Origin of the sequence: Micromonospora sp. NPDC005979 (assembly GCF_040614415.1) — a bacterium.
Taxonomy (GTDB): Bacteria; Actinomycetota; Actinomycetes; order Mycobacteriales; family Micromonosporaceae; genus Micromonospora.
Genome location: NZ_JBEXUR010000011.1, coordinates 24,640 through 50,694 on the forward strand (window position 1 = coordinate 24,640; position 26,055 = coordinate 50,694).

At 71.8% G+C, this 26,055-nt stretch carries 22 protein-coding genes and 2 pseudogenes; 20 read left to right on the forward strand and 4 right to left on the reverse strand.

Features of this window, described 5'->3' with window-relative positions; genetic code table 11:
- Nucleotides 1-17: 17 nt before the first annotated feature.
- The 3 genes from ABZ272_RS19175 to ABZ272_RS19185 are packed head-to-tail and all read left to right on the forward strand — an operon-like array spanning nt 18 to nt 2,442.
- Nucleotides 18-365, forward strand: a complete 348-nt coding sequence (locus tag ABZ272_RS19175; protein ID WP_355051290.1) for a VOC family protein — start codon at nt 18-20, stop codon at nt 363-365.
- Nucleotides 362-1,597: a deoxyguanosinetriphosphate triphosphohydrolase gene (locus ABZ272_RS19180; RefSeq protein ID WP_355051291.1), complete on the forward strand. Its 1,236-nt coding sequence runs from the start codon at nt 362-364 to the stop codon at nt 1,595-1,597. The genes ABZ272_RS19175 and ABZ272_RS19180 overlap by 4 nt, the downstream gene beginning before the upstream one ends.
- Nucleotides 1,598-1,611: 14 nt before the next feature.
- On the forward strand, nt 1,612-2,442 hold the full coding sequence (locus ABZ272_RS19185; RefSeq protein WP_355051292.1) for a siderophore-interacting protein: 831 nt from the start codon (nt 1,612-1,614) through the stop codon (nt 2,440-2,442).
- 7 nt (nt 2,443-2,449) lie between these two features.
- On the opposite strand, the gene ABZ272_RS19190 is transcribed toward ABZ272_RS19185, so the two are convergent.
- Nucleotides 2,450-3,658 carry a low temperature requirement protein A gene (locus ABZ272_RS19190; protein WP_355051293.1) on the reverse strand — a complete coding sequence of 403 codons (1,209 nt, stop codon included), beginning with the start codon at nt 3,656-3,658 and terminating at the stop codon, nt 2,450-2,452.
- Nucleotides 3,659-3,772: 114 nt separating this feature from the next.
- On the opposite strand from ABZ272_RS19190, the pseudogene dnaG reads away from it, so the two are divergent.
- Both dnaG and ABZ272_RS19200 read left to right on the forward strand, forming a co-directional pair.
- Nucleotides 3,773-5,675, forward strand: a pseudogene (gene dnaG / locus ABZ272_RS19195) (DNA primase).
- 1 nt (nt 5,676) lies between these two features.
- Entirely contained in the window at nt 5,677-6,213 is a 537-nt protein-coding gene (locus ABZ272_RS19200) for a hypothetical protein (RefSeq protein WP_355051294.1), read from the forward strand.
- Nucleotides 6,214-6,220: 7 nt separating this feature from the next.
- Here ABZ272_RS19200 and ABZ272_RS19205 read toward each other — a convergent pair whose 3' ends face one another.
- Together ABZ272_RS19205 and ABZ272_RS19210 are read right to left on the reverse strand one after the other, a co-directional pair.
- Entirely contained in the window at nt 6,221-7,240 is a 1,020-nt protein-coding gene (locus ABZ272_RS19205) for a TAXI family TRAP transporter solute-binding subunit (RefSeq protein ID WP_355051295.1), read from the reverse strand.
- Complete coding sequence (locus ABZ272_RS19210) at nt 7,204-9,309, reverse strand: TRAP transporter fused permease subunit (RefSeq protein WP_355051493.1); 2,106 nt, start codon at nt 9,307-9,309, stop codon at nt 7,204-7,206. The genes ABZ272_RS19205 and ABZ272_RS19210 overlap by 37 nt, the downstream gene beginning before the upstream one ends.
- 354 nt (nt 9,310-9,663) lie before the next feature.
- On the opposite strand from ABZ272_RS19210, the gene ABZ272_RS19215 reads away from it, so the two are divergent.
- Nucleotides 9,664-10,596, forward strand: coding sequence for an ABC transporter ATP-binding protein (locus tag ABZ272_RS19215; RefSeq protein WP_355051296.1), 933 nt, complete (start codon nt 9,664-9,666; stop codon nt 10,594-10,596).
- A 119-nt stretch (nt 10,597-10,715) separates the two neighbouring features.
- Here the strand turns inward: ABZ272_RS19215 and ABZ272_RS19220 are convergent, their stop codons facing one another.
- Nucleotides 10,716-10,943 carry a flavin reductase gene (locus ABZ272_RS19220; protein ID WP_355051297.1) on the reverse strand — a complete coding sequence of 76 codons (228 nt, stop codon included), beginning with the start codon at nt 10,941-10,943 and terminating at the stop codon, nt 10,716-10,718.
- Nucleotides 10,944-11,248: 305 nt separating this feature from the next.
- On the opposite strand from ABZ272_RS19220, the gene ABZ272_RS19225 reads away from it, so the two are divergent.
- The 14 genes and pseudogenes from ABZ272_RS19225 (at nt 11,249) to ABZ272_RS19290 (ending at nt 25,962) form a co-directional block, all read left to right on the forward strand.
- Entirely contained in the window at nt 11,249-12,052 is an 804-nt protein-coding gene (locus tag ABZ272_RS19225) for a helix-turn-helix transcriptional regulator (protein ID WP_355051298.1), read from the forward strand.
- Complete coding sequence (locus tag ABZ272_RS19230; RefSeq protein ID WP_355051299.1) at nt 12,043-12,234, forward strand: DUF397 domain-containing protein; 192 nt, start codon at nt 12,043-12,045, stop codon at nt 12,232-12,234. Before ABZ272_RS19225 ends, ABZ272_RS19230 begins: the two co-directional genes overlap by 10 nt.
- Nucleotides 12,235-12,447: 213 nt before the next feature.
- A pseudogene (locus ABZ272_RS19235) lies at nt 12,448-12,642 on the forward strand (DUF397 domain-containing protein).
- Nucleotides 12,643-12,830: 188 nt separating this feature from the next.
- Nucleotides 12,831-13,631, forward strand: a complete 801-nt coding sequence (locus tag ABZ272_RS19240) for an ABC transporter permease (RefSeq protein ID WP_355051300.1) — start codon at nt 12,831-12,833, stop codon at nt 13,629-13,631.
- 9 nt (nt 13,632-13,640) lie between these two features.
- A complete protein-coding gene (locus tag ABZ272_RS19245) occupies nt 13,641-14,450 on the forward strand; it encodes an ABC transporter permease (protein ID WP_355051301.1) in 810 nt (269 codons plus the stop codon).
- Nucleotides 14,451-14,513: 63 nt separating this feature from the next.
- Nucleotides 14,514-15,653 (forward strand): YihY/virulence factor BrkB family protein, encoded by a 1,140-nt coding sequence (locus ABZ272_RS19250; RefSeq protein WP_355051302.1) that lies wholly within the window; start codon nt 14,514-14,516, stop codon nt 15,651-15,653.
- A 258-nt stretch (nt 15,654-15,911) separates the two neighbouring features.
- Nucleotides 15,912-17,090: an ROK family protein gene (locus tag ABZ272_RS19255; RefSeq protein WP_355051303.1), complete on the forward strand. Its 1,179-nt coding sequence runs from the start codon at nt 15,912-15,914 to the stop codon at nt 17,088-17,090.
- On the forward strand, nt 17,087-18,709 hold the full coding sequence (locus ABZ272_RS19260; RefSeq protein ID WP_355051304.1) for a sugar ABC transporter ATP-binding protein: 1,623 nt from the start codon (nt 17,087-17,089) through the stop codon (nt 18,707-18,709). Before ABZ272_RS19255 ends, ABZ272_RS19260 begins: the two co-directional genes overlap by 4 nt.
- Nucleotides 18,706-19,833: an ABC transporter permease gene (locus tag ABZ272_RS19265; RefSeq protein ID WP_355051305.1), complete on the forward strand. Its 1,128-nt coding sequence runs from the start codon at nt 18,706-18,708 to the stop codon at nt 19,831-19,833. Before ABZ272_RS19260 ends, ABZ272_RS19265 begins: the two co-directional genes overlap by 4 nt.
- Nucleotides 19,834-19,931: 98 nt before the next feature.
- Nucleotides 19,932-20,984 (forward strand): substrate-binding domain-containing protein, encoded by a 1,053-nt coding sequence (locus ABZ272_RS19270; RefSeq protein WP_355051306.1) that lies wholly within the window; start codon nt 19,932-19,934, stop codon nt 20,982-20,984.
- Nucleotides 20,985-21,005: 21 nt separating this feature from the next.
- Nucleotides 21,006-22,229, forward strand: a complete 1,224-nt coding sequence (locus ABZ272_RS19275; protein ID WP_355051307.1) for a Gfo/Idh/MocA family oxidoreductase — start codon at nt 21,006-21,008, stop codon at nt 22,227-22,229.
- Between the two features lie 646 nt (nt 22,230-22,875).
- The gene (locus ABZ272_RS19280) at nt 22,876-24,042 is read left to right on the forward strand and encodes an inositol-3-phosphate synthase (RefSeq protein WP_355051308.1); all 1,167 of its coding nucleotides are present in this window, start codon (nt 22,876-22,878) and stop codon (nt 24,040-24,042) included.
- Nucleotides 24,026-24,889 carry an SCO3242 family prenyltransferase gene (locus tag ABZ272_RS19285; protein ID WP_355051309.1) on the forward strand — a complete coding sequence of 288 codons (864 nt, stop codon included), beginning with the start codon at nt 24,026-24,028 and terminating at the stop codon, nt 24,887-24,889. Before ABZ272_RS19280 ends, ABZ272_RS19285 begins: the two co-directional genes overlap by 17 nt.
- Nucleotides 24,886-25,962: a sugar phosphate isomerase/epimerase family protein gene (locus tag ABZ272_RS19290; RefSeq protein WP_355051310.1), complete on the forward strand. Its 1,077-nt coding sequence runs from the start codon at nt 24,886-24,888 to the stop codon at nt 25,960-25,962. The genes ABZ272_RS19285 and ABZ272_RS19290 overlap by 4 nt, the downstream gene beginning before the upstream one ends.
- Nucleotides 25,963-26,055 lie beyond the last annotated feature (93 nt).

Here is a 26,055-nt window from a genome sequence, read left to right on the forward strand (position 1 = left end):
ACGGGAAGGGTGACTGAATGACAAGCGTCTGGGAGAGCCTCACCGTCGATGCCCGTGATCCGGCACGGCTGGCCCGCTGGTGGGCCGAGGCGCTCGGCTATCAGATCATCTCCGATAAGCCGGGCGGCGTGGAGATCCGCCAGTCGCCGGATCGGTCCCCCGCCATCTTCTTCGGCCCGGTCGCCGAGGGCAAGGTGCGAAAGAACCGGCTCCACCTGGACCTGCGCCCCGCCGACCGGGAGGCCGAGGTCGAGCGACTGGTCGACATGGGCGCCCGGCACGTCGACATCGGCCAGGGCGAGGTGGAGTGGACGGTGCTCGCCGACCCGGAGGGCAACGAGTTCTGCGTGCTGCCTGAGAAGTGAGCGTTGATCCGGCCGGCCGGTTGGTGGCGGAGCCGCCGAAGGACACCGGCCACCGCCGGTCGCCGTACGAGCGTGATCGTGCCCGGGTGCTGCACTCGGCCGCGTTCCGCCGGTTGGCCACCAAGACGCAGGTGCACACCGCCGGCACCGACGACTTCCTGCGTACGCGGCTGACGCACTCGTTGGAGGTGGCCCAGATCGCCCGGGAGATGGGCGCTCGGCTGGGCTGTGACCCGGACGTGGTCGACGTCGCCGGGCTCGCCCACGACCTGGGGCACCCGCCGTTCGGGCACAACGGCGAGGCCGCGCTGGACCTGCTCGCGTCGCCCTGCGGTGGCTTCGAGGGCAACGCGCAGACGCTGCGGGTGCTGACCCGGCTGGAGGCGAAGGTGCTCGCCCCGGACGGGTCGTCCGTCGGGCTGAACCTGACCCGGGCGTCGCTCGACGCGATCGGCAAGTACCCGTGGCCGCGCCGCCCGGGACAGCGGAAGTTCGGGGTGTACGCCGACGACACGGCGGTGTTCGAGTGGCTCCGGGCCGGTGCGCCGGGGGACCGGCGCTGCCTGGAGGCGCAGGTGATGGACTGGGCCGACGATGTCGCGTACTCGGTGCACGACGTCGAGGACGGCATCCACGGCGGGTACGTCACGCTGGGTCCGCTGCTCGCCGACGCCGACGAACGGGCCGCGCTCTGCGCCGACGTGGCCGCCACGTACTCGGGGGAGTCCTCGACCGACCTGGCCGAGGTGCTGGTCGCGTTGCTGGCCGACCCGCTGCTCGCCCCCCTCGCCGCGTACGACGGCAGCCATCGTGCCCAGGTCGCGCTGAAGGCGACCACGAGCGGGCTGACCGGCCGGTTCGTGTCGGCGGCGGTGGAGGCCACCGAGGAGCGGTACGGCCCCGGACCGCACCGCCGGTACGCCGCCGACCTGGTGGTGCCGAGGCGGGTCCGAGCGCAGTGTGCGCTGCTCAAGGGCATCGCCCTGCGGTACGTGATGCGGCGCAGCGGGTTCCGGGGTCGCTACGAGCGGCAGCGGACGATGTTGGCCGAACTGGTCGCCGCGCTGGTCCGGCGGGCGCCGGACGGGCTCGATCCGATCTTCGCTCCGCTGTGGCGGGCCGCGCCCGACGACGACGCCCGGCTGCGCGTCGTGATCGACCAGGTCGCCTCGCTCACCGACCCGGCGGCGGTGAGCTGGCACACCCGTCTGGTGGACAGCTCGACAACTTAGGCTAGCCTAACCGCATGACGGAACGCCCCAGGAACGTCACCTCGGTCCGGGTGCTGCGCACCGAACGACCCACCCCGCACCTGATCCGGCTCGTCCTCGGTGGGGACGAACTGGACGGCCTGCCGGTGGGCGAGTTCACCGACCACTACATCAAGCTGGTCTTCCCGCAGTCCGGCGTCGCGTACCCCGAGCCGCTCGACCTCGCCGCGATCCGCCGGGACATGCCCCGCGAGCAGTGGCCCCGGCTGCGCGCGTACACCGTGCGCCGGTGGGACCCGCGCGCCGGCGAGCTGACCGTCGACGTGGTGCACCACGGCGACGAGGGCCTGGCCGGGCCGTGGGCCGCGGCGCTGCGCCCCGGTGACCCGGTGCACTTCGTCGGCCCCGGCGGGGCGTACGCGCCGGACCCGGACGCGGACTGGCACCTCCTGGTCGGCGACGAGAGCGCTCTGCCGGCGATCGCCGCCGCGCTGGAACGGCTGCCGCTGGGCGCGCCGGCACACGTCTTCGTGGAGATCGCCGACCCGGTGGACGAGCAGAAGCTGCTCAGCCCCGGAGCGGTCACGCTCACCTGGCTCCACCGCGGCGACCGCCCGGTGGGCGAGGCGCTGGTCGACGCGGTGCGATCGCTGGAGTTCCCGGCCGGCCAGGTGCACGCCTTCGTGCACGGCGAGGCAGCCTTCGTCCGGGACCTGCGTCGGCTGCTGCGCGGCGAGCGTGGCGTGCCGCTGGACCGGCTCTCCATCTCCGGCTACTGGCGACGCGGCATGGACGACGAGGGCTGGCGTTCGTCGAAGCAGGAGTGGAACCGGCAGGTCGCCGCCGAGGAGCCGGCCGCCGCCTGAACGTGGCTCAACCCTGGCCGACGTCGGTCGAGCCGTCGGCCGTGGCGGCGAGTCGTCGGGTGAGCAGCACCGCGTACCCGACGACCGCCACCGAGAGCAGGGCCAGCATCAGCTTCGGCTCATGCACCACCGTGGTGATCAGGACGGCCGAGCCGATGCCGTAGCCGGCGATGCCCAGGCGACCGATACTCGGCCGGTTCCACACCCAGTGCAACGCCAGGCCGCAGAGCATCCAGACGGTGATCGAGGCGGCCAGGACGAGTCGCAGCTCCACCGGTAGCCGCACCACCTCGTCGTCGGCCAGTCGGACCATCTGCCCGAGCGCCCAGCCGAGCAGCAGCAGCGCCGCGCCGAGCGGGATGTGCAGGTAGGCGTACGTCTGGCCGCCGCGCAGCCGTCGCCGTGTCTCGCGGGTGGTGACGAAGGTGGTGTAGACCCACCAGACGGCCGCCGGCACCAGGAACGCCAGTCCGGCCGTCACGATCATGTGCGTCCGGGGATGGTCGGGCACCGCGAAGAGCAGGTTGGCCAGCGCGCTGCCCAGCACGATGATGGTGAACTGCCCGATCCGCTCGGGTAGGTGCTGGTCGTCGACCGGAAACCGGTTCAGCCAGCGCTTGCCCACCCACGGGGTGGCCAGCTCGATGATCATGGCGACGATCCACAACGTCGGCCGCGTGGATGCCGGGGCGGCCAGCGAGGCCAGCCAGATCAGCCAGCCCGACCCGAAGCCGCACAGGTAGATCGTGGTCACCGTACGGGCCTGCGGACTGGTCGGGCGGGCCCGCAGGTACAGCACGAGCAGCACACCCCGCACGACCAGGTAGCCGACCGGCAGGAGCACGCTCTCCGGCACCTCGTCCACCCCGAGCGTCATCGTGCCCGCGCCGACCAGCGCGACCAGCACCAGGAGCCGGTGCGGTACGTCGTCCGGGTCGAAGCGGGTGTCGTAGAACACCTGGCCCAACCAGGCCCACTGGACCACCACGAACAGCCCGAGCACGGCCAGCACGGCGCTGGGCGACGGCGTGGGATCGTCGCCCAGCCGGCGTACCACCGCCGCCAGGGCGTACACGAAGATGAGGTCGAGGAACAGCTCCAACCAGGTCGCGTGCCGTTCACCGGTGTCGTCCGTCTGCGGACCCTGCCCGCGCATCCGCAGCCGACCGGACACCCATCGCGGCGGCCGGGGCCCGTTGGCGCGTACCCTGCGCATCTGGTCATGGTCCCCGCGCGGACCCGGCTGCCGGGCGGAAACGGGTGACCCCGGCGGCGGCCTCCACCACACCGGCGTCCCCCGGCCGGCGTGTCGTCGGCCCGGCAGGGCAGGATGTACGACGAGGGGGTGGCGCATGGCTGGGCGGATCCGGGACGAGGACATCGCGCTGGTCCGGGAACGCACCTCGATCGGGGATGTGATCTCCGAGACGGTCACCCTGAAGTCCGCCGGGGGCGGCAACCTCAAGGGCCTGTGCCCGTTCCACGACGAGAAGAGCCCGTCGTTCAACGTCTCGCCGGCCCGCAACGTCTGGTACTGCTTCGGCTGCGGGGCGGGCGGCGACGCGATCAAGTTCCTGATGGACGCGGAGCACCTGAGCTTCGTCGAGTCCGTCGAGCGGCTGGCCGGGCGCGCCGGCATCCAGCTCCGCTACGTCGAGGACGACCGGGGCACCCCGCGTCCGCGCCCGCAGCAGGGCCAGCGCCAGCGACTGGTCGCCGCGCACGCCGCCGCCGTCGAGTTCTACCGGGCGCAGCTCAGCACCGCCGGGGCCCGACCGGCGCGCGAGTTCCTGGCCCAACGCGGTTTCGACCGGGCCGCCGCCGAGCGCTACGGGTGCGGGTTCGCGCCGGAGGGCTGGGACCTGCTCACCAAGCACCTGCGTCAGCAGGGCTTCACCCACCAGGAGCTGGTCACCGCCGGGCTGTCCCGGGAGTCCCGCTCGGGCACGCTGATCGACCGGTTCCGTCGTCGGCTGCTCTGGCCGATCCGCGACCTGGCCGGCGACGTGATCGGCTTCGGGGCGCGCAAGCTCTTCGACGACGACGACGGCCCGAAGTACCTGAACACCCCCGAGACGCCGATCTACAAGAAGTCGCACGTGCTCTACGGCCTCGACCAGGCCAAGCGGGAGATTGCCAAGCAGGGCCGGGTGGTCGTCGTCGAGGGCTACACCGACGTGATGGCCTGTCACCTGGCCGACGTGCCGACGGCGGTGGCGACCTGCGGCACGGCGTTCGGCGCGGACCACATCGGGGTGCTGCGCCGGCTTCTGCTGGACACCGACTCCGTAGCCGGCGAGATCATCTTCACCTTCGACGGGGACGCCGCCGGCCAGAAGGCGGCGCTGCGCGCGTTCGGCGACGACCAGCGCTTCGTCGGCCGGACGTTCATCGCGGTCAGCCCCGACAACATGGACCCGTGTGAGCTGCGCCTGGCCAAGGGTGACCTGGCCGTGCGGGACCTGGTCGCCCGCCGTGAACCGCTCGTCGACTTCGCGCTGCGGCACGAGATCAGTCGCTTCGACCTGGACACCGTCGATGGCCGGGTGGAGGCCATGCGCCGGGCCGCGCCGCTGGTCGCGCAACTCAAGGACCGGGAAAAGCGTCCGGAGTACGTCCGCAAGCTCGCCATGGACCTCGGGATGGAGATCGAGCCGGTGCAGCGGGCCGTGCTCGCCGCCGCCAACACTCCGCCGTCCGGCGGTCGGGACGCCGCGCCCGCTGCACGGCCCGCCCCGGCCCGCCCCGAGCCGGCCGTGGACAGCCCACAGTCGATGGTCGAGCGCGAGGCGTTGAAACTCGCCCTGCAACAGCCCGTGCTGGCCGGGCCGATGTTCGACGCGGTCGAGGCCACCGAGTACCGCCACCCGGTGCACGTGGCCGTCCGGGCGGCCGTGGCGGCGGCCGGCGGGGCCGCGTCGGCGACCGGAGGCGCGGTCTGGATCGAGAAGGTCCGCGACGCCTGCGAGGACCTGGCCGCCGCCGCGCTGGTCGGCGAGCTGTCCGTGGAGCCGCTCCGCATCGACGGTGAGCCCGACCCGCGCTACGTGTCGATCACCATGGCCCGGGTGCAGTTCGGGTCGGTGACGGCCCGCATCCGGGATCTCAAGTCGCGGATCCAGCGGATCAACCCGGTCAACAACAAGGACGAGTACTTCGCCGCCTTCGGGGAGTTGCTGTCGCTGGAACAGCACGCCCGGGCGCTGCGCGAGCAGGCCGCGGGAGGGCTCTGAGATGGGACTGTTCAGCCGCAAGCCGAAGCTGCCCCCGGCCGACCGGCCGCCGATGGCCGCCGACGAGCGGGTACTCGCCTGGGCGGCGGTGGGCAACGGCGAGGGCGACGGCGTGATCGTGGCCAGCAACCTCGGGCTGTGGCTGCCCGGCCGGGGGCACCGCATCGGCTGGCACGACCTGATCAAGGCGGTCTGGTCCGGTCGGGAGCTGACCGTCACGCCCGCCGAGACCGTCGTCGAGCGCGACGGCTACCTGGTGGTCGCCGACGGGCCGGCCGAGACGTACCTGCTACTCGACCCCGGTGAGCTGCCGCACCAGGTGCGCGCCCGGGTGACCCGCTCCGTCGCGTACACCGAACACCACCCGGTGCCCGGCGGCGCGGCGCGCGTCGCGGCCCGCCGCGCGGCCGGGGCCGACGGTCTGACCTGGACGGTCCGACTCGACCCCGGCACACCGGCGGACGACGAGGCGCTGCTCGCCGAGACCGACCGCCTGGTCGGCGTGGCCCGTGCCGCCACCGCGCCGACCGACCTCTGACCGACGGTCACCTCGCTCCCAGGTCGTTCAGCGCCTTCTCGGCGCCCCGGTGCAGCGGCACCGGCAGGGTCCGGCGGGCCTTCTCCAGCGAGATCCCCTTGGCCGCCGGGTTGGCCTGGGCCAGAACCTCGCGTTTGTCGAACACCGTCCGGGTGATCGCGCAGGCGACGTTGGCGTCCAGGTCCTCGCGGACCAGCAGCACGTTCGGCACGACGATGGTCGGGGTGTCGGTCACCGTCCGGTACACGTCCCGACCGATCGTGCCGGACTGGTAGCCGGGGCTCAGCGCGGTCAGCTTCGGCAGCAGCGACGAGATGTCGACGAACGTCACCGTGTCGCCGGCGGTCGTGAACAGGTCCGTCAGGCCGCCGGTGGGCAGGCCGCCGGACCAGAAGAACCCGTCGACGCTGCCGTCCTTGACGCCGTCGACCGTCTTGGCGAGGTCGAGTCGCTGCGCCCGCACGTCCTTGGCCGGGTCGAGCCCGGCGGCCTCCAGCAGCCGGTTCGCGATCACCTCCGTGCCGGACTTCGGGGAGCCCGTGGAGATCCGCTTGCCGCGCATGCCGGCGACCGAGGTGATCCCGGAGTCCTTGCGGACCACCACCTGCGTGTAGTTGTCGTAGAGGCGGGCCAACGCCCGCACCGGCTGTGGCTCGTTGAAACTGCCCTTGCCCTCGACCGCGTTGACCGCCGTGTCGAACAGCGAGAACGCCACATCGTACTGGCCGCCGACCAACTGCTCGACGTTCTGCACCGACGCGCCGGTCTCGGCGGCGGTGCCGGTGAGCTTGCCGCCGGTCGCCCCGGAGAGCTGCCCGGCCAGGGCGTTGCCGACCACGTAGTAGACGCCCGTCGAGTTGCCGGTGGCGATGCCCACGCGGGTCTCCCGGCTCACCTCGCAGGTGACCGCACTGGCGGTGTCGTCCTTGGCCGCGTCGCCCTGCTGGCCGCCGCAGCCGGTGACGCCCGCCAGGACGAGGGCGAGCGCGCTCACTCCCGCCGCGAGCCGTACGTCGGTTCGTCGCACAGTTTCTCCTCTGTTGGTGTTCGCGGTCGGCCCTCTGTCGCTGTTCGCGGTCGGCCCTGTGTTGGTGTTCGCGTTCGGCCCGTCGATCCGTGTCGGACGAGCACTCCCGCTGCCGCGATGGCAGCCAGCGCCACGCCCACCGCGACCGGCACGGGTTCGAGCCAGAGCAGGGTGACGCCGGCGATGACGCCGAGCACCCGTTCCGGTACGCCGGCGGGACCCACGCCGGGCAGCCAGCCACCCGCGGCGACGGCCAGCACGGACACGCTGAGCGCCGTCACCACGGCGGCGACGGCGATCCGCGGCACGCCGCCGATGCCGAGCAGGCCCAGCCCGGTCGGGGTGATGACGAACGCGATCGGGGTGAGGTACGCCGGCAGCGCGTACCGCAGGGTCTGCCACATGGTCGGCACCAGCCGGCCCCCGGTCACGGCAGCCGCGGCCACGGCGGCGAGCGCGGTCGGCGGGGACACCTCGGACAGCACGGCGAAGTAGAAGACGAACATCGCCGCGGCGGGCGCGGCCACGCCCAGGTCGAGCAGGGCCGGCCCGACGATCACCCACCCGATCACGAACGAGGCGGTGACCGGCACGGCCAGGCCCAGCAGACTGAGCGCGACGGCGGCGAGCAACGCCGTCAGCACCAGGACCAGCGTCGGGTCCGAGGTGGCCGCCTGCGCCCCGCCGACCAGCAGCGCCGCCGCCTGCGGCCCGAGCCCGGTCTTCGTGGTGGTCGCCGTGATGATGCCGGCGGCGGCGCACACGGCGGTGACGGCGAGGACCCCGCGTACGCCGGTGACGAGCGCGGTCACCAGCCGGGCCGGGGTGAGCCGGTGCGTGCGGTCCAGCCACGACAGCGCGGCGGTGAGGACGATGGCGAAGACCACGGCCCTCATCGCGGAGACACCGACCGCGAGGAACACGACGATCGCGATCAGCGAGGCGAAGTGGTAGCCGAAACGGCCCAGCAGCCGCCACGGCGAGCCGACGTCGAGTACGACCGGTCGTACGCCGGACCGGCGGGCGTCGATCTCCACGGAGAGCAGGATGCCCAGGTAGTACAGCACCGTCGGCACCGTCGCCCAGCCCAGCACCTGAAGGTACGAGACGCCCAGGTACTCCGCGATGATGAACGCCGCCGCCCCCAGGGTGGGCGGGGAGAGGATCGCGCCCACCCCGGCCGCCGCCAGCATGCCGCCGGCCCGCTCCGCTGGATAGCCGGCGCGACGCAGCAGCGGCCAGGTGACCGCGCCGATGCTCACCGTCGTCGCCGCTCCCGAGCCGGAGACCGTGCCGAGCAGGAAGCCCGAGGCCACCGCCGTCCGGCCGGCGGCGGTCCGGGAACGGCGGAACGCGGCGGCCGACAGGTCGACGAAGAACCGCCCCGCCCCGGACAGCTCCAACACCGCGCCGTAGATGGTGAACAGCACGATGTACGACGCGGCCACGTCCAACGGCGTGCCGTAGAAACCGCTGTCGGAGTTGTAGAACGCGTCGACGAGTTGCCGGAAGTCGAGCCCGGCGTGCGCGACCGGCCACGACTGCGGCAGCAAGCCGCCGTAGTAGCCGTACCCGAGGAACAGCAGGCAGACCGCCGGCAGGATCCAACCCGTGGTACGCCGGCACGCCTCCAGCAGCAGGAGCAGCAGCACGGTGCCGAGCAGCAGGTCGATCGGCGCGAGCAGGCCCTGCCGGTCGAGGAACGCGTTGTAGCCGCCGCCACCCGTGCCGATCGTGATCGGCACGACGGGATAGAGACAGGCCGCCACGGCCAGGGCGGCCAGCAGCCAGTCGACGAGGGTGGGTCGGGTGCTGTTGGTGCTGTCGGTGGCTTGTCGCGGCCCGCGTCGGCCGGCCCAGCGCGGCAGGACGGCCGGGTAGGCGAGGAAGACCAGCGGGAGCACACCCGCCAGGAAGATGATCAGGTAGTACTTGCTGCCCTGCGCGAGTGGGCGGAACACCTGCCAGAGCGCGAGCGCGCCGACCGCCAGGGCCACCGTGCCGAGGAGCAGAGCCGCCGGACCGGACAGCACCCGGCCGGGCTTCTCGTCCTCGAACTGGGCCGCCATGTCCCGGGTGGCCCGCTCGGCGGCGCCGGCCGGTCCACTGGGCTCTACGGTTCCGGTCGGCTCTGCGGTCTTGGCCGGGTTCGTGGTCTTGGCCGGGTTCGTGGTCTCGGCCGGTTTTGTGGTCTTGGTTGGATCTGCGGTCGCCGAGCGCGGTCGGGGTGGCCCGTCGCCGGGTGAGTTGGCTGGTCGGGCGGGTGGCGGCGGACCATCGGGCGAGCTGGCGGGCGACACAGGGGGACGATACCTGTCGATTGGCCGATGGCGTGAGGCATTGATCGGCGTTTCGTTTCGGGCGGGTCGGACGCGCGCGTATTTGCGTGGAGGGGTGTCGGACCCGGCGGTTAGGGTCGGGCGGTGACTACCGGGCGACCACTGATTCGGGCTCGTGGGCTGGTGAAGCGGTTCGGCGACTTCACCGCCGTGGACGGCATCGACGTCGAGGTGCAGTCGGGTGAGGCGTTCGGCTTTCTGGGACCGAACGGCGCCGGCAAATCGTCCACCATGCGGATGATCGGCTGCACCTCGCCACCGAGCGCCGGTGAGCTGCGCATCCTCGGCCTGGATCCGGTGGCCGACGGGCCGGCGATCCGCGCCCGCCTCGGCGTGTGTCCCCAGCTCGACAACCTCGACCCGGAGCTGACCGTCCGGGAGAACCTGACCGTCTACGCCCGCTACTTCGGCATCTCGCGGCGGGCGGCGCGGGCGCGCGCCGACGAACTGCTCGACTTCGTCCAGCTCACCGAGCGGGCCGACAGCAAGGTCGATCCGCTCTCCGGCGGGATGAAGCGTCGCCTGACCATCGCCCGCGCCCTGGTCAACGAACCGGACCTCGTGCTGCTCGACGAGCCGACCACCGGGCTCGACCCGCAGGCCCGACACCTGGTGTGGGAGCGCCTGTTCCGGCTCAAGCAGCAGGGCGTCACGCTGGTGCTCACCACGCACTACATGGACGAGGCCGAGCAGCTCTGCGACCGGCTGGTGGTGATGGACGGCGGCCGGATCGTCGCCGAGGGCTCGCCCCGGGCGCTGATCGAGCGGTACTCCACCCGCGAGGTGGTCGAGCTGCGCTTCGCCGCCGAGTCGCAGGCGCCGTTCGCCGACAAGCTGGACGGAGTGGGGGAGCGGGCCGAGGTGCTGCCCGACCGCGTACTGCTCTACGTGCCCGACGGCGACGCGGCGGTCGCCGAGGTGACCGCGCTGGGGTTGCAGCCGGCCAACGTGCTGGTGCGCCGCAGCAGCCTGGAGGACGTCTTCCTGCACCTGACCGGCCGCACCCTCGTCGACTGAGGCGCGGCTGGCTGCCGGCGGTGTGGCCGAGCCGGGCCGATCGGTGCGGGTCAGCCGGGCGATCGGTGGCCGCTCAGCGGTATTCGTGCCGGCGTGTCGTGCTGTTGAACAGCCAACGATCATCGGGCTCTGGCCCAGGCGAGGAAGCGGTCGGTCAGTCGTTCGCTCTCCGGGAGGTCCCCGGCGGCCTCGTCGAGCAGCGTGGCGAGGTAGATGAGCAGGCCGGTCCTGTTCTCGCGGTACTCGCCGAGCAGCGCCAGCCGGGCCGGTGAGCAGGGCCACGCGGCACCGCAGACCCGGCAGCGCCACGACGGGCGGGCCGCCACATGCGGACGGTAGCGAGGCATCGGCGCCTCCCTGCATCGTGAACCGACGTGCTCGGGCAGGTCCTTTGCTCTGCTTCCACCGGCGCAACACCCGAAGGCTCCCGGTGTTGCCTCCGGTGAAGCAGAGCAAAGGATGGGTGGGAGCGCCCCGGATCGGGGGTCACGGGGCGTTCCCGGCCTGGTTCCGCCCGCCGTCCGATCCCGTGAGCGGTTCCGCTGCGTGACAGTCTGGTGATGGCCCGACTACCGTGGGAGGTTCCGCGCGCCGACGACCAGGGCGTACGACGGTCGGCCCGGCACGGTACGAAGATGTACGGAGGTTGTCCGTGGAGAGTTCGTCCATGCTGGAGCACTTCGCGGAGGAGCTGCGGCTGGCCCGGGCAGCCAGGGGCCTGTCACAGGCGGCGCTCGCCGAGGCGCTGAGCTACTCGGGCGCGCTGGTCGCCAAGGTGGAGACCTCCGAGCGTCGACCGAGCCTGGACTTCGCGCGCCGCTGCGACGTCGTGTTGGCCGCCGACGGCCGGTTCGAACGCATCCAACGCCGGATCAGCCGCGAGACCGTGGTGCCGTGGTTCCGCGACTGGGCCGGCATAGAGCAGGAGACCACCGCACTGCGCTCGTTCGAGCCGCTCTACGTGCCGGGCCTGGTCCAGACCGAGGGGTACGCCCGCGCCATCCTGGCCGGTGCCGGGCTCTTCGCGGCGGACGAGATCGAGCAGCAGGTGACCGCCCGGCTCGACCGGCAGGGCGTGCTCAGCCGGGACCGGCCGCCGCTGCTCAGTCTGGTCGTCGACGAGTACGCGCTGCGCCGGCAGGTCGGCGGGCAGGAGGTAATGCGCGAGCAGTTGCACCACCTGACGAAGATCGGCGCGACGCTGCCCCGGGTCAGAATCCAGGTAGTGCCGCTCTCCGCGGGTGCTTACGCTGGGCTCGATGGTCCCTTCGTGATCGCCGCCGCGGCAACCGGTGAGGATGTCGTCTACCTCGACGGGCAGCGTCATGGGCAGGTCATCGACCGGTCTGAGTACGTCCGTCAGATGGTCGAGGTGTGGGAGTCGATCCGGGGTGAGGCACTATCGCAGCAACAGTCCCTCGACCTGATCGCAGAAGTGGCGGAGACATGGAACTGACCGGTGCCCGGTGGCGCAAGAGCACTCGCAGTAACGGCAGCGGTGGAAACTGTGTGGAAGTGGCTGACAACCTTCCGGGGCTGGTGGCCGTGCGTGATTCGAAGGACCCGGATGGCCCAGTGCTGGTCTTCGAACCCGAGGCGTGGCGCGCGTTCGTCGGGCTCGGTGCCGGTGTCCGGTAAGTCGCCGGGCCGATAGGTCGCCGGACCGGTAGCTCCCGGGCGGTCGCTCGTCGACCACCTCGGCCTGCACAGTCCCAAGGTCCACTCGGCTTCCTGCGAACCGGGGTGTCTGCGGGACCAGGACACCCCGCTTTCCGGGAGCCCGAGTTGATCTGCCATGAGGCACCACCGCAGCAGCAGTCACCCGACGGACGCGAAGGAAGTGGCGGAGACATGGAGCTGACCGGTGCCCGATAGCGCAAGAGCACTCGCAGCAACGGCAGCGGTGGCAACTGCGTGGAGGTTGCGGACAATCTGCCGGGGGTGGTGGCCGTCCGTGACTCCAAGGATCCGGATGGGCCGGCGCTGGTGTTCACGCCCGACGCGTGGCGCGCGTTCGTCGGGTCCGACGCCGCCCGCAGAGCGTGATCCACACCAGATCGGCGATGTGGGGCCGTCCGGGCGATGGGATGCCGCCACTCCGCAGATCAGGAGTTGATCATCGCGCGGGCGGGCCGCCGGCACGCCAGAGCCGAGCCGGCGCGGCGTAAAGGGGTCGCGGTCTGTCGTACCCCGGGGGTAGACAGGTCGTGGTCGATGCGGGTGGGGGTGGCGCGGTGAGTGTGGCGGAACGGACGCGGGCGAGACCAGGACCGCCGTGGGCGCCGGCGTCCGCGGTGTTCGGTTACTACCTGGTCGGGCTGCGGCGCACCTGGCGGGCCGGGGTCTTCTCGTCGTTCCTGCTGCCGGTGCTGACGGTGCTCGGGTTCGGCGTGGGCGTCGGGGGCTACATCGACCAGGGTGTCGACGGGGTGCGCTACCTGGACTGGCTGGTCCCCGGGTTGATCGCCTCGACCGCGCTCCAGGTGACCGTGGGTGACTCGACGTGGCCGGTGTTCAGCAACTTCCAGTGGATCAAGAGCTACCAGGCGCAGAGCGCGTCGCCGCTGCGCGTCGGCGACATCCTGGCCGGGCACCTGGCCTTCGTGCTGTTCCGAGTGGTCACCACGATCGCGGTGTTCCTGCTGGTCACCGGGTTGTTCGGGGCGTTGCGGTCGCCGTGGGCGGTGGTCACCCTGCCGGTGGTGGCGTTGCTCGGGCTGGCCGTGGCCGCGCCGACCTTCGCGTACTCGGCGGTGGTGTCCAGTGACAGTTGGCTGGCGATGCTGTTCCGGTTCGCGGTCATCCCGATGAGCCTGTTCGCGGGGGTGTTCTTCCCGGTCGAGTCGCTGCCCGAGGCGCTGCGGTGGCTGGCGTACGCGACGCCGCTGTGGCATGCCGTCGACCTGTGCCGGGCGGCCACGCTCGGTGTCGCCCCACAGTGGTCGATCGTCGGTCACCTGCTCTACCTGGCCGCCTGGGCGGTCGTCGGGTGGCTGCTCGCGCTGCGCACCTTCCGCCGCAAGCTCGTCGTCTAGGGGGAACCCGTGGTCACGCTGGTCCTGCCCCGGCTGGTCGACGTCTCCGGCGCGTCCCGCCGGTCGGCGTCGGTGATCGGGCGCAACGTCGCCGCCCTGAAGTCGGTCTACTGGCTGCTGCTGCTCTCCGGCTTCGTGGAGCCGCTGCTTTATCTGTTCTCCATCGGCCTGGGCGTCGGCACGCTGGTCGGGGACCTGCCGCTGCCCGACGGGCGGCTGGTGTCGTACGCCGAGTTCGTGGCCCCGGCGATGCTGGCCTCCTCCGCGATGACCGGGGCGCTCTCGGAGACCACATTCAATTTCTTCGGCAAGATGAAGTACATGAAGCTGTACGACGGGATGATCGCCACCCCGGTCCGCCCGTTCGAGATCGCCCTCGGGGAGCTGGGGTGGGCGATGCTGCGCGGCAGCGCGTACTCCGCGGCGTTCCTCGGAGTCATGGTCGCGCTCGACCTGACCACCGTGACCCGGGCCGTCACCGCGCTCCCGGCGGCGGTGCTGGTCGGGTTCGCGTTCGGTGGGCTCGGCATGGCGGTCGCCACCGTCATGCGCAGTTGGCAGGATTTCGACCTGGTGGGGTCGGTCCAGTTCACCCTGTTCTTCTTCTCGGGCACGTTCGTGCCGGCGCAGGCCTACCCGACCCTGCTGCGCTGGCTGGTCGAGGTCACTCCGCTGTACCGGGCGGTGCACCTGATTCGTGGGGTGACGTTGGGCGCAGGCGGGTGGCTCTGGCTGCTCGACGTGCTCTACCTGCTGGCGATGATGGCGGTCGGTCTGCTGGTGGCGTCGCGCCGGATGGGCAGGATGCTCTACAAGTAGGGGTTATCCGAGGCCGTCGACGGGGCATGTCCGCAGGTGACACCCCGACGACGAGGAGGGGCGATGGCCTCGGACGAGTCTTCCGCCCAACGCGACCACAGCACCGTGGGCGACCGCAGCGTGCACGACAGCACCGCGGGCGATCGCGGCGCGCGCGATCGCAAGCACGGCCGGAGCGAGCACGACCCCCGCACGCGCGGCCGCACCGAGCGTGACCGCGCCAGCGCGCCGGTCGGGCCGGTCGGGCCGGACGCCGGCCCGGACAGCCCCACCGACCTGCCCGGCAGTGGCTGGAAGGCGGCGCTGCGCCGTACGGTCCGCGAGTTCCAGGACGACAGCCTGACCGACTGGGCGGCGGCGCTGACCTACTACGGCGTGCTGTCGATCTTCCCAGGGGTGCTGGTGCTGATCTCGATCCTCGGGCTGCTGGGCACCAGCGCCACCGAGGGGGTCAAGGACACGGTCAACCAGGCGGTGCCCAACGACAGCGTCCAGAAGATCATCGAGGAGGCCATCAAGCAGGCGCAGGGCAGTGGTGGGCTGGCCAGCGTTGCCGCGATCATCGGTCTGCTGGCGGCGTTCTGGTCCGCGTCCGGTTACGTGGGCGCGTTCATGCGCGCCTCGAACACCATCTACGACGTGCCGGAGGGCCGGCCGATCTGGAAGACGCTGCCGATCCGGCTCGGCGTGACCGCGGTGATCGGCGTGCTGCTGCTGGCCAGCGCGGTGATCGTGGTGTTCACCGGCCGGCTCGCCGAGGTGGTCGGCGACGCGATCGGCGTGGGCTCCGAGGCGGTCACGGTGTGGAACGTCGCCAAGTGGCCGGTGCTGCTGCTCCTGGTCAGCCTGATGTTCGCCATCCTCTACTGGGCGTCGCCGAACGCCCGGCACGGCGGGTTCCGCTGGGTCAGCCCGGGCGGCGTGCTGGCGGTGGTGATCTGGCTGGTGATCTCCGGTCTGTTCGCCTTCTACGTGAGCAACTTCGGCTCGTACAACAAGACGTACGGGGCGCTGGCCGGGGTGATCATCTTCCTGGTCTGGTTGTGGCTGAGCAACATCGCGATCCTGCTGGGCGCCGAGTTCGACGCGGAGTTGGAGCGCGGCCGGGCCATCTCGGCCGGTCACCCGGTGGACGACGAGCCGTACGTCGAGCTGCGCGACGACCGCAAGCTCCGCAAGAAGGGCGCCGCGCACAACGGCTGAGCCACCCGAACCCGCCCCGCCAGCACAGACCCGCTGGCGGGGCGGGTTCGTGTCGGTCGATGAAACTGCACGCGAGCGCCTGCGGGCACGCCGTTATCCTTTTCTTGATCCACTTTTAGCTTTTGTTCCTTCGGACAAAAGTTGGGAACGGAACGGCTGAAGCTCTGGACACGCGGCGCAGAGCGCTCCTACTGTGTCGGACACAACACATCGACATTGCGTCGATGTGAACGAGTCCGATGAAGAGGTGAACCGCGCGTGCGGACCGTCGACCCCCTGCACGTCCGACTGTTGCGGTTGCTCCGCGACGAGGGGGCCGTGTCCCGCGCCGAGCTGGGCGACCGGCTCCAGATGCCGCGCCCGCGACTGCTGGCCGAGCTGGACCGGCTGGTCGCGCTGGGGTACGTCGCCGAGGCCGGTTTCGCCGCGTCCCGGGGAGGGCGTCGCTCGACGCTCGTCGAGCTGAACCCGAAGCTGCGCTTCGCCGCCGTCGACCTGGGCGCCAGCTCGATGGACGTCGAGGTGGTCAACGGTCGCCTCGAACCGGTGGCCCACTACGCCGAGCCGGCCGACATCCGCAGCGGCCCGAAGGTCACCCTGCAACGGGTCAACGAGCTGCTGCACAAGGCCCGGGTCGACGGGGCGTACGAGCGGCTGGACGCGGTGGGCATCGGCGTACCCGGGCCGGTCAGCTTCCGCGACGGCGTGCCGGTGTCGCCGCCGATCATGCCGGGCTGGGACCGGTTCCCCGTCCGCGAGTTGCTCAGCCGCGAGCACGCCTGCCCGGCGGTGGTCGACAACGACGTCAACATCATGGCCATCGGGGAACGCCACGGCGGGGTCGCCCACTCGGTGGACGACTTCCTCTTCGTGAAGATCGGCACCGGTGTCGGCTGCGGCATCTACCTCTCCGGCGAGGTCTACCGGGGCACCGACGGCTGCGCCGGGGACATCGGCCACATCCAGGTCGACGCGCACGGTCCGATGTGCTCCTGCGGCAACGCGGGCTGCCTGGAGGCCCTGTTCAGCGGCGCGGCGCTGGCCAAGGACGCGTTCGTCGCGGCCCGCAGCGGAGCGTCGCCGGCCCTGGCCGAGCGGTTGAGCACGCGGGGCACGGTGACCGCGCTGGACGTCGCCGAGGGCGCCGTCGAGGGCGACGTGACCTGCATCCAGTTGATCCGCGACGGCGGACGCCGGGTCGGCGGGGTGCTCGCCGGCCTGGTCAGCTTCACCAACCCGTCGATGATCGTGATCGGCGGCGGGTTGGCCCAGCTCGGGCACATCCTGCTCGCCGAGATCCGCAGTGTGGTCTACCGCCGGTCACTGCCCCTGGCTACCGGCAACCTGCCCGTCGTGCTGTCCGAGTTGGGTGGCCGGGCCGGTGTCGCCGGCGCGGCCGTGCTCGCCAGCGACGTCGCCTTCGGGGAAGCATCATGAGCGAGGAGGAGACCGTGGCCCTGTCCGACGAGACCGCCACCACCGGGTCGGCCGACGCCGACGCCGCCGCGCCGCTGGTCGAAGCTCCGCCCGACACCGTCGCGGGCGAGGTGGTCCTGCGCCTCACCGACGTGGTCAAGACCTTCCCCGGCGTACGCGCCCTGGACGGGGTCCAGCTCGAGGTACGCGCCGGCGAGGTGCACTGCCTGCTGGGGCAGAACGGCGCTGGCAAGTCCACGCTCATCAAGGTGCTGGCCGGCGTGCACCAGCCGGATTCCGGGCTGGTGGAGTGGCGCGGCGAACCGGCCACCTTCACCAACCCGCAGGCCGCCATGAAGGCCGGCATCGCCACCATCTACCAGGAACTCGACCTCGTCGAAGACCTCTCGGTCGCGGAGAACGCGTTCCTCGGGCACGAGTACCGCAGCTTCGGTTTCGTCCGGCGCGGCCGGATGGCCCGGCACACCCGGCAGATCCTCAGCCGGCTCGGGCACGGCGAGATCCCGCCCGGTCGGATGGTCCGCTCGCTACCGGCGGCCGGCAAGCAGATCGTCAGCATGGCCCGGGCGTTGTCGCACGAGGCGCGACTGATCATCATGGACGAGCCGAGCGCGGTGCTGGCCCACGACGAGGTCGGCAACCTGTTCCGGATCATCCGCGAGCTGACCGCTCAGGGCATCGCCGTCATCTACATCTCCCACCGCATGGAGGAGATCCGCGAGATCGGCGACCGGGTCACCGTACTCAAGGACGGCCGGACCACGGCGGCGAACCTGCCGGCGCGCGACACCCCGACCCGCGACCTGGTCAGCCGGATGACCGGCCGGACCATCGAGTACGTCTTCCCGGACCGCCCGGCCGACGACACCGCCGGCGCCGACCTGCTCCAGGTGGAGGGGTTGACCCGGACCGGCGAGTTCGCCGACGTCTCGCTGAACGTGCGGGCCGGGGAGATCGTCGGCATCGCCGGCCTGGTCGGCTCCGGCCGGTCCGAGCTGTTGGAGACGATCTACGGCGCCCGGCTGGCGGAGGCCGGCACGGTGCGGATGGACGGCAAGGCGCTGCGCCCCGGCGTCGGGGCGGCGGTGCGGGCGGGCATGGGCATGGCCCCGGAGGAGCGTAAGAGCCAGGCGCTGCTGCTCGGCGAGCCGATCTACCGCAACGTCACGCTGGCCACCTTCGGCCGGTACGCGCGGCTCGGCTTCACGAACGCGGCGGCGGAACGCGCCGAGGCGGACCGGATCGCCGAGACCCTGGAGCTGCGTCCCCGGGACGTCGACCGGCCGGTACGCACCCTGTCCGGCGGCAACCAGCAGAAGGTCGTGGTCGGCCGGTGGTTGCTCGGCGGCACCAAGCTGCTGCTGCTCGACGAGCCCACCCGGGGTGTGGACGTGGGCGCCCGGGCCGAGCTCTACCAGGTGATCCGCTCACTGGCCGCGCAGGGCGTCGGCGTGCTGCTGGTCTCCAGCGAGGTACCCGAGGTGCTGGGCCTGGCCGACCGGGTGCTGGTGATGCGCGAAGGCCGGGTCGTCCGCGAGGCCGCGGCCGGCGAACTGGACGAGAACACTGTGCTTGACCTCGTTATGGCGGGGTCCTTGATGGAAGGCGCACCGGCATGAGCGACGCGACTCCCACACCCACCGCGACACCGGAGCGCCCGCAGCTTCCGGCCCAGTCGCCGCCGGTGGACCCGGCGGAGACGGCGGTGGCCAGCGAAAAGACGGCATCCACCGGCAAGCTCTCCTGGTGGCGGGGCGACGGCGGCGACGGTGCGAAGCGTAACCTCGGCCTGATCGGCGTGCTGGCCGCGCTCATCGTGGTCGGCGCGATCACCAAGCCGGACCTGTACGGCGACCCGACCTGGGTCTGGAACAACGTCCTGGCGATCCTCCAGCTCGCCTCGGTCGTCGGCGTGGTCACGGTCGGCATGACCTTCGTGATCATCGGCGGCGGCATCGACCTGTCGGTCGGAGCGATCGTCGCGCTGGCCGGGGTCTGGTGCACCACGGTCGCCACCCAGAGCTACGGCGCGGGCGGCATGATCTTCACGGCCCTCGTGGTCGGCATCTGCGTCGGCCTGGTCAATGGCGTCCTCATCTCGTACGGCAGGTTGGTGCCCTTCATCGCGACCCTCGCGATGCTGGTGGCCGCGCGCGGCCTGGCGGCCTCGATCTCCAACAAGCAGACGCAGGTGTCGAGCAGCACGTTCATCAACGACATCGCCGCCCGCAAGATCATCGGTGTCCCGATCCTGGTCTATATCCTCGGCGCGGTCGTACTGGCCGGATGGGTCCTGCTCAACCGGACGACCTTCGGCCGGCGGACCATCGCCGTCGGCGGTAACCCGGAGGCGGCCCGACTGGCCGGCATCAACGTCCGCCGGCACACGATGCTGCTCTACGCGCTCTCCGGTCTGTGCTGCGGCATCGCGGCCATCATGCTCACCTCGCAGGCCACCTCGGCGCAGGCGGCGATGGCCAACCTGTACGAGTTGGACGCGATCGCCGCCGCGATCATCGGCGGGACGCTGCTCAGCGGTGGTCGGGGCACGATCGTCGGCTCGCTGCTCGGCGTCATCATCTTCGCCACGATCACGAACCTCTTCGCCATCAACGGCCTCTCCATCGAGGCGCAGAACATGGTCAAGGGCGGCATTATCGTCGCCGCCGTCCTGATCCAGCAGTTCAAGTTCAAGTCAGTCACCCGGCTCCTCGCGCGGAACAGGGTCACCACCACAACCTGACGCACCGCACCGTTGTCCTGGCGACGTCGAGATCTTCGACGGTGGCCGGGCCTCGCACACCCTCACCCAGATGAAAGCCCGCTCCCAGGAGGTCGTTCATGACCCAGAACAGTCGCGACCTGTCGCGCCGCCGGTTGCTCTTCGGTGGTGCCGCGGTTGGCGCCGCCACCCTGCTGACCGCCTGCACCAGTAACGAGACCCCGGCCGCCAGCACCCAGACCAAGGCCGCCGGCAACGCCGAGGGCAACAACGCTCCGGGCAAGAAGGTCGTCATCGGCTTCTCCGCCCCGGCCGCCGACCACGGCTGGATGGGCGCGATCCACGCCAACGCCAAGGCGCAGGCCGCGGCGTACTCGGACGTGGAGTTCAAGGAGGTCGACGGCGGGTCGAACTCGGAGGCCCAGCGCTCCACGCTCGGCACCCTGATCGCCCAGAAGCCGGACATCATCGTCGTGCTGCCGCACGACGGCAAGGAGGTCAACGCCGTTGCCCTCCAGGCCATGCAGGCCGGCATCCCGATCGTCAACCTCGACCGGGCGTTCCCCGACGCGCTGGCCTCGCGGCTGGTGATCAAGGGTGACAACTACGGCATGGGCGTCTCCGCCGGGCACTACATCGGAAAGATGCTCAAGGACAAGGGCGTCGCCAACCCGGTCATCGGTGAGATCGCCGGCCTGGAGATCCCGCTGACCGTCGAGCGCAGCGAGGGCTTCAAGGCCGCCCTGGCCACCTACGGGTTCAAGGTTGCCAACCGGCGCTCGGCCGAGTTCACCTCGGACAGCGGTCAGCGCGAGGCGGCCCAGCTCCTCCAGGCGCTGAAGAAGATCGACGCGATCTGGAACCACGACGACGACCAGGGCATCGGTGTGCTCGCGGCCATCAAGCAGGCCAACCGGTCGGAGTTCTTCATGGTCGGCGGCGCGGGCTCCAAGCTCGCGATCGACGCGATCAAGGCCGACAACTCGGTGCTCAAGGCGACGGTCACCTACAACCCGTCGATGGCGTCCTCGGCGATCTCGCTCGCGCGGCTCATCGCGCAGGGCCGGGGCCTGGGCGACCTGACGGAGCTGCAGGTGCCCAAGGAAGTGACCCTCGCCTCCGAGACGATCACCAAGGAGAACGCGAGCAGCTACGACAAGCTCGGGTTCTGACATACCGGGGGGAGACCCACCTTGTCCACGACAGACAGAGAACTGCGGATCGGCATGGTCGGTTACGCGTTCATGGGCGCCGCGCACTCACAGGCGTGGCGCACCGTGAACCGCGTGTACGACCTGCCGGCGCGGGCCCGGATGGCGCTGATCTGCGGCCGGGACACCACAGCGGTGTCCGACGCCGCCGACCGGCTCGGCTGGGACGCGTACACGACCGACTGGCGTGACCTCGTCAACCGGGACGACATCGACGTTGTCGATGTCTGCACCCCGGGCGACAGTCACGCCGAGATCGCCCTCGCCGCGTTGGCCGCCGGCAAGCACGTGCTGTGCGAGAAGCCGTTGGCCAACACGGTGGCCGAGGCACGGGCGATGACCGCCGCGGCGGACACCGCACGCGCCGCCGGGGTGCGGTCGATGTGCGGGTTCAACTACCGCCGGGTCCCCGCGGTCACGATGATGCGCCAGATGGTCGCCGAGGGACGACTCGGGGTGATCCGTCACGTCCGAGCGTCGTACCTGCAGGACTGGATCGTGGATCCGCAGTTCCCGCTGGTCTGGCGGTTGCAGAAGGACAGGGCGGGCTCCGGCGCGCTCGGTGACATCGGTGCGCACATCATCGACCTGACGCAGTTCGTCGTCGGCCAGCAGATCACCGGCGTCAGCGCGATCACCGAGACGTTCGTCAAGGAGCGGCCGTTGCCGGCCGAGTCGAGCGGGCTGGCGGCCACTGTCGACGGCGAGTCGGCCGACGGCAGCGCTCCGGCCACCGGGACGGTCACCGTCGACGACGCCGCGGTCTTCGTGGCCCGGCTCGACGGCGGCGCCCTGGCCACGTACGAGGCGAGCCGTTTCGCGACGGGCCGCAAGAACGCCCTGCGTGTCGAGATCAACGGCTCGCTGGGCAGCGTGGTCTTCGACCTGGAGCGTCTCAACGAGTTGGAGTTCTACGACGCCACCCGGCCCGTGCTGGAACAGGGCTTCAGCCGGATCCTGGTGACCGAGGGAGACCACCCGTACATGTCGGCGTGGTGGCCTCCGGGTCACATCATCGGCTACGAGCACTCCTTCACCCACCAGATGCGCGATCTCATCGAGGCGATCGCCACCGGCACCGACCCGGCGCCCTCCTTCGCCGACGCCTTGCAGGTCCAGCTCGTGCTGGACGCGGTGACCCGTTCGGCGGAGACCGGTTCCTCGTGGACCGACGTGGAACCGGCGCTGACCGTGGTCGCCGTCTGACCCCCTGACCATCCGCGACGGCGGTGTTCGCGCCGCCGTCGCCCGACCGGCTTTCCGGAGCCGACCGGCGAGGGACCGGCCGCGGTTTGCGCCCCGCGGCCGGGACGAGGTCGGCTCCGGAGAGTGTGCAGCCGGGCCCTTGAGGCCTGGTGGCGCACGGATAGGACGGTCGTCCGGTGCGACCGGACCGGGATTCCCCGGCCGCACCGGAGGACCGCCACCACCACCCCGGCGATCCGGAGGACCCGATGACATCGCCCGCCGCTGCCCCCACCCGTACCGCCTCCGCCTGCCACCGCACGGCGGACCGCACCCCGGTCGAGGATCCGGTGGGCGCGGCAACCTGAGACGTCCGGTCGGGGCATGCCAACGCCCCGGCCGGCGGATGCGGGGGAGGCAGGGTCGAGACGCCGACCGACCCTGCCTGCCAGCCCCGTCTGTCCGTACCCGTGCCGAGATCCGGTCCGTCGTCGTCGCCGCCGACGCCGACGCCGGGCCGGCGTCGTACCGGTACGGGTCGGGCGGGCGGGGCCCATCCATCCGGCCCGAAACTTTTCCGAAACCGGGCCGTATCTTTCCGAAACATATTCTGATATTCCTATATTTAGCGGTACCGACGGTTCCTCGGAAATGGGGAAGGAGCACCATGCGAACAGGTGTCTGGCTGGTAGGAGCGCGCGGTTCCGTCGCGACCACCAGCATCGTCGGGGGGCTCGCGCTGCGAGCCGGCCTGGCCGGGCCCACCGGCTGTGTGACCGAGCTGCCGGACCTGCGCGGTCCCGCCCTGCCGTCCTTCGCGGACCTGGTCTTCGGCGGGCACGACGTGGCCACCACCCCGCTGTGCAAGCGCGCCGAGGCGCTCGCCGACGCCGGTGTCATCCCCGGGCGGCTGGTCGCCGCGCTCCGCGACGAGTTGGGCGTGGTCGAGCAGGAGTTGCGCCCCGCGCCGGTCGGTGACACCCAGGCCGACCGGGCCGCGGCCGTGGTCCGCGACCTGACCAGCTTCCGGGAGCGCCACGACCTGGATCGCGTGGTCGTGGTCAACGTCTCCGCCACCGAGGCCGTGCCCCGACCGCACCCCGGGCACGCCGACCCGGCCGCGTTGCGCGCCGCCCTCGACGGCACCGACGAGGTGCTGCCGCCCAGCTCCCTGTACGCGTACGCGGCGCTGCTGGCCGGCTGCCCGTACGTCGACTTCACGCCGTCCACCGGCCTGCGGTTGCCGGCGCTGGCCGCGCTGGCGCAGGAGCGCCGCCTGCCGTACGCCGGGCACGACGGCAAGACCGGCGAGACCCTGGTCAAGTCGGTGCTCGCGCCGATGTTCGCGATGCGCAACCTCGCCGTGCGCTCCTGGTCCGGGATGAACCTGCTCGGCGGCGGCGACGGCGCCACCCTCGCCGACCCGGCCGCCAACGCGGCCAAGGTGCAGAGCAAGCAACGCGTGCTGGGCGAGACGCTGGGCTACGTCCCGCAGGGCAACACCCGCATCGAGTACGTCGAGGAGCTGGGCGACTTCAAGACCGCCTGGGATCTGATCACGTTCGCCGGCTTCCTCGGCACCGGCATGCGGATGGAGTTCACCTGGCACGGCTGCGACTCGGCGCTGGCCGCGCCGCTGGTGCTCGACCTGGCCCGCCTCACCGCGGCCGCACACGCCGCCGGGCACGTCGGGCCGCTGGCCGACCTCGGCTTCTTCTTCAAGGACCCGCTCGGCACGCCGACCCACTCGCTGGCCGAGCAGTGGGCCCGGCTGACCGACTTCGCCCAGCGACTGCACGCCGGCCCGGACGGTGGCCATGACCACGCTGGCTGACCTGGCCGAGCTGGTCCGCGCGCCGGCCGCGCTCTCGGTCCCCGGGGACGTCGTGGCCGGCGCGGCGGCGGCCGGCGCGCTGAGCCCGCGTACTCCCGCCTTGGCGGGCGCGTCGGTGCTGCTCTACTGGGCCGGCATGGCCGCCAACGACTGGTCCGACCGGCGGCTCGACGCCGTCGAACGCCCCGAGCGCCCGATCCCCAGCGGCCGGGTCACCCCGAACGCCGCGCTGGGTCTCGCCGCCGGCCTCACCGCCGCCGGCGTGGGCCTGGCCGCCGCCGTGGGCGGTCGCCGCGCCGCCGCGCTCGCGGTGCCGCTGGCCGCCAGCATCTGGGGGTACGACCTGCTGGCCAAGAACACCGCCGCCGGCCCCGCCGTGATGGCCACCTGCCGAGGGCTGGACGTGCTGCTGGGCGCGTCCGGCGGCCGGCTGGCGCGGGCGCTGCCCTCGGCGGCCACCGTGGCGGCGCACACCTGGACGGTCACCGCGTTGTCCCGTCGCGAGGTCAGCGGCGCGGACGCCGCCCTGCCGATGCGTACCCTGGCCGGCACCGCCGTGGTCGCCGCGAGCGCCGCCGTCGCCGTACCCCGGCGCGCTGGTATCGCCGCCGCGCTGCCCGCCGTGCTGGCCGGGTGGTACGCCGCCCGCTACGGCGCGGCCCAGGTGCAGGTGGTCCGTGATCCGTCGGCCGGGAAGGTCCGCGCGGCGGTGGGCGCCGGGATCACCGGCCTGCCCGCCCTCCAGGGAGCGCTCACCGCCCGTGGCGGCGCCGGCCTGCTCGGGCTGGCCGTCGCGGCGGCCGCGCCACTGGGCCGCCGGCTGGCCCGGAAGGTCTCCCCGACATGACCGTGCCCGAGCCCCGCCGCGTGCAGCCCGACGTCGTGCAGCCCGACGTGGTTCCGGGCGACGCGACGACGGTGCGCCTCGGGTACGGCACCAACGGCTTCGCCAACCACCGGCTCGACGACGCGCTCGCCGTCATCGCCGACCTGGGCTACGACGGGGTGGCGCTCACCCTGGACCACGATCATCTGGACCCGTTCGCGCCCGGCCTCACCCGCCGGATCGCCGCGGTCGGCCGCCGGCTGTCCGAACTGGGTCTCGCGGTGGTGATCGAGACCGGGGCCCGCTACCTGTTGGACCCGTGGCACAAGCACGCCCCGACGCTGCTGCACGACGACCCGACCCGGCGGATCGAGTTCCTGCGCCGGGCGGTACGGATCGGCGCCGACCTGGGCGCGGAGGCCGTCTCGTTCTGGGCCGGCGTACGGCCCGAGGCGGTGTCGCCGCAGTGCGCCTGGGACCGGCTCGTCTCCGGCTGCGCCACCGTGGTCGACGCCGCCGACAGCGCGGGTGTGACGCTCGGCTTCGAACCGGAACCGGGGATGCTGGTGCAGGACATCGCCGACTGGCGTCGACTGCACGCGGCGCTCGGCGCCCCGGCCCGCCTCGGCATCACCCTCGACATCGGCCACTGCCGGTGCCTGGAGCCTCAGCCGGTGCCGCAGTGCGTCGCCGAGGTCGCCGAGCACCTGGTCAACGTGCAGATCGACGACATGCGCAGGGGTGTGCACGAGCACCTGGAGTTCGGTGCCGGCGAGATCGACTTCCCGCCGGTGCTGGCCGCCCTGGCCAATGCCGGCTACCACGGCCTGGTCGCGGTGGAGCTACCCCGCGACTCGCACGCCGCGCCCGCCGTGGCCGCCCGGTCGATCGAGTTCCTGCGCGCCGCTGCCACCGCTGCCGCCGCTGCCACCGCTGCCGCCGCTGCCACCGCAGCCACCTCGGCCACCTCGGCCACCGCGATGGCCGGTGCCCGGCCCGCCGGGGGCGAGGTCCCCGCTGACGTCCTTTGCTCTGCTTCAACGGAGGAAACAGCGACCGTCCGATATTCGAACACCGGCCGTTTCCTGGAGTGAAGCAGAGCAAAGGACGTGCCTGAGGTGCCCGCCGCGCAGAGCAGCAGCCGGTCGACGCAGTAGCGCGGCATCAAGGGCAGCACGGCACGACGG